General features: G+C 53.5%; 6 protein-coding genes. 2 read left to right on the top strand and 4 right to left on the bottom strand.

The features are described 5' to 3' along the window. From OXG87_19595 to OXG87_19580, 4 genes are all read right to left on the bottom strand, one after another. On the bottom strand, positions 1-318 hold a 318-nt coding region (locus OXG87_19595), incomplete at its 3' end, for a hypothetical protein (protein MCY3871758.1). Between the two features lie 15 nt (positions 319-333). Further along, the gene (locus tag OXG87_19590) at positions 334-2,361 is read right to left on the bottom strand and encodes a metallophosphoesterase (GenBank protein ID MCY3871757.1); all 2,028 of its coding nucleotides are present in this window, start codon (positions 2,359-2,361) and stop codon (positions 334-336) included. Next, positions 2,340-2,765, bottom strand: coding sequence for a ferredoxin:thioredoxin reductase (locus OXG87_19585; GenBank protein ID MCY3871756.1), 426 nt, complete (start codon positions 2,763-2,765; stop codon positions 2,340-2,342). The genes OXG87_19590 and OXG87_19585 overlap by 22 nt, the downstream gene beginning before the upstream one ends. Before the next feature lie 35 nt (positions 2,766-2,800). Next, entirely contained in the window at positions 2,801-3,613 is an 813-nt protein-coding gene (locus tag OXG87_19580; GenBank protein MCY3871755.1) for a sugar phosphate isomerase/epimerase, read from the bottom strand. Between the two features lie 380 nt (positions 3,614-3,993). Between OXG87_19580 and OXG87_19575 the strand changes: the two genes are divergently transcribed. Both OXG87_19575 and OXG87_19570 read left to right on the top strand, forming a co-directional pair. Then, positions 3,994-6,252 carry a VIT domain-containing protein gene (locus tag OXG87_19575; protein MCY3871754.1) on the top strand — a complete coding sequence of 753 codons (2,259 nt, stop codon included), beginning with the start codon at positions 3,994-3,996 and terminating at the stop codon, positions 6,250-6,252. Positions 6,253-6,378: 126 nt separating this feature from the next. Further along, positions 6,379-7,854, top strand: a complete 1,476-nt coding sequence (locus OXG87_19570; GenBank protein MCY3871753.1) for a hypothetical protein — start codon at positions 6,379-6,381, stop codon at positions 7,852-7,854. Positions 7,855-8,006: the final 152 nt, after the last annotated feature.

Raw genomic sequence — 8,006 nt, 5'->3', positions numbered from 1 at the left:
GAGGGCTTCGGCAAAGCTGACGATGGGTTCGAGGTCAAATAGGTTGAGATTGGCCGGGCTGTGCTCGAACATGCGATGGCACAGGCGGTGGCTGGATTTGCTGCTTTGTGGGTTGAGCTTGCTATTGGGGTCTTTGTCCCGGCTGGTAAAATGCGCGAGAGACCAGTCGAGATCCGCTTTGAGTTGTGCGATGTGTTCTTCTTTTAAGACATTTTCGATAAATAGAAATCCGTCTCTGTTAAATTGTTCTACCCATTCGGAAATTTGATCTGCATCGAGTGGATAATTGGATTCAAAGCGCTGATTTTTTGATTTCATAATGGCCTCCAGCAGTCAAGCCTGCCCAACCACTAATAACGGCAAGGTATCCCGTATTTCGATCTGGCTGTCGCGAGACACTGTTTCGGTTTCTCCCGTGCATAGATGATAGATGCAAACAGGGCTGGTGTCGAGTGAAAAATCAAGGGTGTTGAGATCAAAAATAGCTCGGGCAGGTAGTACGAGTGCGAGTTGGCGATGGGTGTTGTTGAGATACAGGACGCGATTGTTTTCGCATATTTGTTCGGCGGGATCTGTAAAGGTGGTGCCGTGAACGGGGCTGTTGAGGAGCGTGTTGAGACAACGCAGGGTGTGAAAAGATGCGCGGGGGTTGCAGAGGGGGTCGAGCAATCCATGTGTGACATCCATTGTGCGGTCAAAGTCGGTGAGTGGATCGACAAATAGGCGTGCATCTGGTAGGCGGACAATGGCAAACGTGGCTTCGGCAATTCGGCGGGCGTTGGTGCTGTCGTTCTGCGTGTCTAATTCGAGTGAGATGTCGATGTGACCGATATTCGAGTAGTTGCGTTCGCTAAGGGATTGGATATAGGTCCAGGGCGATTCGGTGGGCGGTACGCGACAGATGACGCGCTGAAGGTGAATATCGGCGTTTTGGAGGGTCGCGTTCGGGCTCTCGAGTTCGTCGAGGTGATAACCCATTCGGGTTCGCAGGTGTTGTTTGCCGTGTACGCGTTCATTGGGGATGATCGGGCAAATAGAGAGTTCTGCGAGTCTTGTGCATTGGTCGAGTGTCTCGCAAACTTCATCGGATAGTTGCGCGGGATCAGATATCTGAATTTCCCAGTTCTGTATGAGATCGAGGTTGGCTTTGATGTGTTCGGGCAATGAGGCGATGCGCGGTTCGAGGAATGTGGCAATGGGCGTTATCCCTTCGGAGCAGAGCATTTTGAGGCGCGTGCGCTGAAAGGGATCTCGCAGGTCGCGCCAGGGAAAGCGCGCAAATTTGGCGCCGAGTTCTATACAGGCCAGAAGATGCTGGTCATTGCGCACTTTTTGACGTATGACAGAGGGATATGCAATTGGGACTTCCGAAATGGGCGTGATGGGGTGGCGAAGGGTGAGTCCAATGGGAGAAGATAGAGTGGCAGATGTGCAGGTGATGAGGCGGTCGCGGGCAGGGCGTTTTATTTTGCCTTTTGTGCGAATGAAGTGGATGTCGGTGTGATCGGCGCGTATGCGGAGGAGATAAAATCCCAACTTGCCCGTGTCATCTCGCCCTTGTTCGGGTGGGGGAGGGCTGGCGTAGAGATGGCCGAATCCCGGGCGCGTAAAGGATGTGGAGGGGGTGATAAGATAACGCGTTTTGCCGATTTTGTCGTAAAAGGGATAGTGTACGTGTGCCGCGAAGAGGAGTTCGATCCCGTATTTTTGAATCAATACGAGGAGGCGGTCTCGATCAGGTGGGCTGATATTGTCGTAGTGTCCCAATCCCGGCTCATTTTTATCCCAGAGATAGAGGGGGAGGTGAAAAAAGAGGAAGAGCCGCTGATTTTTATGTTTTTCAAGGTCGGATTCAAACCATTCCCACTGGCCGTCTGCTTCAGAGAGTTTTGAGTTGAGGATCTGAGAATTAAGTACGATAAAGTGACAGTTGTCGCGGTCAAAACTGTACCAGGAGGGGCCAAAGAGGTCGTGGAAGAACGCGAGCGATTCCGCGGTTGCCGCATGGGTGGGCATGGTGGGATCGGTTTTGTCGCCGATATCGTGATTGCCGGCGACATAGTGGGGAGAAATATTGCAGGCGCATATCTGATCGCGCGCTTCGAGCATCGCGCGTTTGAAGTCCGGCGTTTCGGGATATTCCTGGACGAGGTCGCCCATGTGGATGACAAAGTCTGCCCCAATATCTGCGACCTGTTGCAGGGCTGTGCCGGCGCGCTGGGTTTGCACGCGGCGCGATTCAAATTCGAGGGGGCGGTCGCCAACGTCAATCATGTAATGCGTGTCGGCAATGACCACGCATTCAAATTGAGCGGGGGGGAGGTGGGTTTTGTCGAAGATTATTCTTTTTCTGCCTTCCATTCGGCGATTTTTTCATCGGCTTTGCGGCGCAGTTCGCGTCCCTTGTCCGGGGTGGGGTCTTCTATGAGGCCATAGACCTGGCGGCCTTCGTGATCTTCGGGTAAGTATTCGGTAATGGGCATGCCTTCGGGGGTGACAAAGAGCAGGCAGTGACAGTATTTGAAGATTTTCATTTCGTCACAGGCGCAGACCCATTCGCGGCTGCGTTCGAGTTCGGCCTTTTTGTCGGGATAAAAGTTGCAGGGGCAAAGCGGACGGCCCAGTTCATCGATGTTTTCTGCAAGACCGCAGATGACTGTGTCGGCAACTTCTCGGGTCGGATGCGGCGATGTCCCGGTTTTCTCCCAGTATTTTTCCGTGTATATCTGCATTCTTTTGAGGCTTTTTTCTGAGGGTTCAGACATGACAATACCTCCAGTTTTGGGATCTTGTGTTTGGACTACAAGTGGCTGTTGAGATAATCCATAGATTTTCGGAGTTCTTCTCTAGCATCGCCCGGAGGGATGCTGCATTCAAAGCCGCAGTAATGCTCGTAGCCGATGTCGGACAGTGCTTTGAGCGGGGGACCAAAATCCGTGTGTCCATAGCCGGGTAAGATGCGATTGCTGTCGGCGAGATGCACATTGGCAATGTGTTTGCCCCCTGCGCGGATAGCTTCGGCGAGGTCGGCTTCTTCGATGCTCATGTGGAAGAGATCGGCCATGGTGGCGATAGATGGGCTGCCCACGGCTTCGCAGATTTCAACGCCCTGGGCTACCGTGCAGGGCCACCACTGTTCGTAGCGGTTCAGGGGTTCTATGATCAGAAGACTGTCGCACGCCTCGGCATGCGGTGCGATGTCTCGTTTGAGAATTTCGGTGAGGAGATTTTTTTCGAGTGTAGATGTGCTGTACAGGGGAGAAAGATCGGGAATGCGTTGGCCTCCACCCATTTTGATGCCGATAAGCGGTGGAAAAATCACGCCTACACCGCCGACTTCTGTACACAGAGTCAGGGCGTCGTTAATGGATTGTATGGCTGCGTTGCGTTCCTGGGGGCGCGCGTCAAGCAGACCTTTACCGCCCCGGGAAGAGCAGATATTGGGCACGATACCCGTCGCGTCTGACGCTGCTTTGATCTCATCTGCAAAATCTGCGGTGCTGCTATTGGTGATTTCAATGCCGGAAAAGCCGAGTTCTTTGAGGGTCTGGAATTTCTCCATCAGGGTGTTGCCAGGAGCCATGGGTTCGCGAAGAGAATATTTGATGGTCATAATCAGTCCTGTGGAAATTTATAGTAACGCATACAGACAATATACTGTCTTATGGATAAATAGCAAGTTCAGGGCGACTACGCTCTCGCACTTTCACTGCAATGAGAATTCTCTCGCAATGGCGCCTGCCGTTTATCCCAAGCACACCTGCGCGATTTCTCTCTAAGTTTCCCTCAGTTTTTTGAGTGCATATTCAGATTTCTGATTCTTCCAACCCTCTCATCTCGACCGAGACGCAGGAAAAAACCGGTTTTTTACATGATTGGCTCCTGAAAATCCATCTCCAGGCAGTAAACGGGAGATAAGTAGTTCTTTGGCACGTGTTTTGCTTGTGTCTGAGTGAAACAGTTTGCTCCCAACCTGACATAGGAGGTGTCAAGATGCTGCGATTTGTGATGGCGGTGCTGTTCTCTTTAATGCCAGGGGCTGCTCTGGCAGACGGAATAATTATCCCCGAACCGTGGGTGGAGCTTGCGATTGCGCGGCATCTGGTGAAAGTGCGTATCCAGGATCAGGCGGTAGTGACGGAGATTGATCAGTCTTTTCTAAATCTGGGAAGAGCTGGGGAAGTGGAGGGCACCTATATGTTTCCGATCCCTGAGGGAGCCGCGATTTCGGCTTTTTCGATGTTTGTAGATGGAAAGGCGCTCGCGGCAGAACTCCTCCCGGCGGATGAGGCGAGGCGGATTTATACGGAAATTGTGCGACAGCGGATCGATCCGGCCCTGCTGGAGTATGCTGGGCGAGGGGCTTATCGCGCCCGGATTTTCCCCATTGTAGCAGGAGTGGAAAAGCGGGTACAGTTGTCCTACAGCGAGGTCATTCGGGAGCGAAACGAGGTGCGAAAATATGTGTACCCACTAAATACAGAGAAATTCTCAGCACGTCCACTGAAGGTGGTATCGGTGCAGGTTGAGATCGCTTCTGAAGATCCGATCAAGAATGTGTATTCGCCTTCGCACCCCATTGAGGTTCAGCGGACAGACGACCACCATGTGACGGTGGTGTATTCGGACGAAGAGACCACGCCTAACACGGACTTTGTGCTCTATTACAGTGTGTCTCGGGATGACGTAGGAATGAATGCTTTGACGTACCGGGAGGCGGGACAGGATGGATTTTATATGCTTCTCGCAGCGCCCCGCGTGGAGGTACAGGCGGATCAGGCCGCAAAAAAACGGATTGCGCTGGTGCTGGACCGATCGGGCAGTATGAGGGGTGAAAAGATGGCACAGGCCCGGGAGGCTATGAAGTTTGTGCTGCGCAACCTGAATTCACAGGATGTGTTTAATATTTTTGATTATAGCACTCTGGTCGCGTCATTTGCTCCGGATATGCTGCTGGCAACCTCTGAAAATACTTCGGCTGCAATTGCTTATGTGAATATGCTGGATGCGGGTGGTGGTACCAATATTCACGAAGTACTGGTAGCGGCACTGAATCAGCTTAAGGGCGACGATTACCTGAATATGGTGCTGTTTATGACGGACGGGATCGCAACCGTCGGAGTGACGGAGAATGAAGAAATCCTGAAAGAGGTACAGACCCGCAATGCCCTGGCGGCGCGGATATTTGCATTTGGAGTGGGTTTTGACGTGAACACACACCTTTTGGATTTGCTGGGTAGCCAGAACCGAGGCACGTCAGCTTATGTCAAACCGGGAGAGGATATTGAGGCAGAGGTGTCGGCATTTTACACGCAGGTTAGCCATCCAGTGCTTTCGGAACTGAAGTTGACGTATGACGGGATATCCATAAGCGATATGTATCCACGGGTACTGCCGGATCTGTTCAAGGGGTCACAGATTGTTCAGTTTGGGCGGTATGCAGGCAGTGGGACAGCGCCTATCGAGCTCTCGGGCACGGCCAATGGAGAAAGGATGACCTTCTCTCGTCAAGTGGAGTTTCCCGGGGAGGCAGCAGAACACAACTTTCTTCCCCGGCTGTGGGCAACGCGAAAGATCGGTTTTTTGTTGAATCAGATCAGGTTGAATGGAGAGGTGAAGGAACTGGTTGACGAAATTGTGAGCCTGAGCCGCACGTATGGCATTATTACGCCCTATACGTCTTTTTTGATTGTGGAGGATGCGCCTCCGGGGCCGTTTGCGCTTCCAACCGGATTCACAGATCAGCAAGGGGCGGATGCAGTGGCGGCGTCCGAAGCCACACGTGACATGGCCGGGGCTGTGGCAGCACCCTCACCCAACGTGGTTTCCCGAGAAGGCGGCGTGCATACGGTGGGCATAAAGACGTTTTATTTGAGAGATGGCGTATGGAAAGATGCGGGTTATACTGAGGGAGAACCGGTTATTGAGTATCGGTTTGGCAGCGACCGGTATTTTGAGTTGCTGGATCAGTTTCCGGATATGGGACCTTACCTCGCGCTGGGTACGGACGTGATCGTCAAAAACCGCGGGGTTGTCTATCGGATTTGGGAACGGATAAATAGTCTGGATAAACACAGGATTGATTTTAGCGGCGATGGGCGTGTTGATTTCAGCGATTTTTTGCTCTTTGCCCAGGGGTATAGAAAGGCGGAAGGCGAAGCGGGTTATAACGCTGCATACGATCTGGATGGGAATAAATACGTTGATTTTCAAGATTTTATGATTTTTTCGTCGCTGTACGGGAGGCAATAAAGCTTTGCGACAGATGGAAGGCACAGAGAAGAGACCGGTCTGTGCATCGGCAGAATGGTTATTATCTGAAATCCTGTGAATAACAGGGCAAAATCTGCACCTCACTTTACACAAGGAGATTCTCCAATGAAGGCACTTTCTTTTCAACGGCCAGTGACTACAACCCTTCTCACGCTTTCAATCACGGTCCTGGCAATCCTCTTCCCGTCCCGTGTAACCTCCCAACTCATCGGGATTAAGTCGGTTCCCGTCGCGACGGGAGACCAGTTCCTGATCTATCCCTCGGCGAATCTGGCACTCGGGGGCGTATCAATCGCGATGAACGACCTCCTCCTCGATCCCTTCTCCAACCCGGCGAAGGGCGCGCGACTCGAGGAGACGCTGATTGTGGGATCTCCGACCTTCTATTTGATCTCCGACCACAATGGTGCAGGGCGCACAATTCCGATCACCTTTCTCGCGGGATCGGACAACTGGTTCGGGGGCGGCTCCTTCGCGCTCCAACAACTCATTGCCGCAGACCGCTGGAATTGGTGGGGTCCGAACACCGGGCAGCTGCTGCGCGACCACTCGGCCAGGAACCTCTATTTACACGGATTCTTCGGACGGATGCTCGGAGAGAGCGGGTTCTCCTTCGGCGGAAGCCTCTCCTGGGCCGGACTGGGTGCTCTCGATGGCGTCGAGCACCTTTACGCCTTCAGCGAACGGATCGAACAAGATGGCCATAGTGTGGATCTGCGCCTCGGCCTCCTCGGCGAATGGGAGAGCGGACGGTCTTTCGAGGTACTCCTTCTCCACAACCGCTTCGACATGACGCACGAGGTTCACTATCTGGATTGGATCTGGCATCAGGATCGGGAAATCGGAGAGGGGGTGTCGCGCATGGAACGAAATCTCGATCAGACGAACACATCGGGTCTCCATTTGGGCTTCGCCCAGCCCCTGACCAGGAGTGGATGGCGCTTCGGAGTCGCGACGACCGTGAACCGGAAGTTGCATCCCAAGATCCCGAACTACGAGATCCAGAACATCCCCCGGGATCCGGGCGATTCCTGGGCGTATGACTTTGGCGTGGGTATTGCCAAGACCGGGGAGAGGGCGACCTATGGGATCGACCTCGTCCTGGAGCCGATCTCGAGCTACACGTGGGCCGATGCCGCGAGCGACACGGTCGGATCCATCGGCAATCTGGTCCGAGCGGGCGAGAAGACGGTAGAGAACGAGTTCTCCTTCTTGAACGCGAGAATCCGGATGGGCATTGGACACGACTTCGGCTGGGGCGGGTTCCAACTCGGTCTGCAGATGCGCTCCATAAGGTACGACCTGACCCAAACCAGCCACATCAAATGCTCGACACGGAACCAGAGGGAGAGCTGGATGGAATGGACCCCGAGTTGGGGGCTCCACTTCGGGATGGCCGAGTTCGATCTGCGCTACAAGGGACGGCTGATCACGGGAACGGGCCGACCGGGAGTGGCAATGACCGGCATGGCGGAACTTGCTGCGGACGCCGACTTCCTCCCCGCGCCCGAAGGTCCATTGACGTTACGAGATGCCTGGGTAATGACCCACCAAATCTCGGTGTCGATGCCGATCTGGTAGGCCAGTTCGGAACCCATCCGGCAGATCAAACGTTGACAAAACAGGCCCTGTGATGCCATATTACGGGCATGGGGAGGAAGGTGCATCTGGGATGCAGAATCCGGAGTATTTTTGATGGTTTCGCGAGGAGGCAAAAGGTTACCGTCTCTACA

This window comes from Gemmatimonadota bacterium (assembly GCA_026706845.1).
GTDB lineage: Bacteria > Latescibacterota > UBA2968 > UBA2968 > UBA2968 > VXRD01.
Note: the sequence above shows the minus strand (reverse complement) of the source record. Positions and strands in the feature narration are given on the sequence as shown.

Coding starts and splice junctions, on each gene's coding strand:
- OXG87_19585 (MCY3871756.1), bottom strand. CDS start 2,765: ATGTCTGAACCCTCAGAAAAAAGCCTCAAAAGAATGCAGATATACACG.
- OXG87_19590 (MCY3871757.1), bottom strand. CDS start 2,361: ATGGAAGGCAGAAAAAGAATAATCTTCGACAAAACCCACCTCCCCCCC.
- OXG87_19570 (MCY3871753.1), top strand. CDS start 6,379: ATGAAGGCACTTTCTTTTCAACGGCCAGTGACTACAACCCTTCTCACG.
- OXG87_19575 (MCY3871754.1), top strand. CDS start 3,994: ATGCTGCGATTTGTGATGGCGGTGCTGTTCTCTTTAATGCCAGGGGCT.
- OXG87_19580 (MCY3871755.1), bottom strand. CDS start 3,613: ATGACCATCAAATATTCTCTTCGCGAACCCATGGCTCCTGGCAACACC.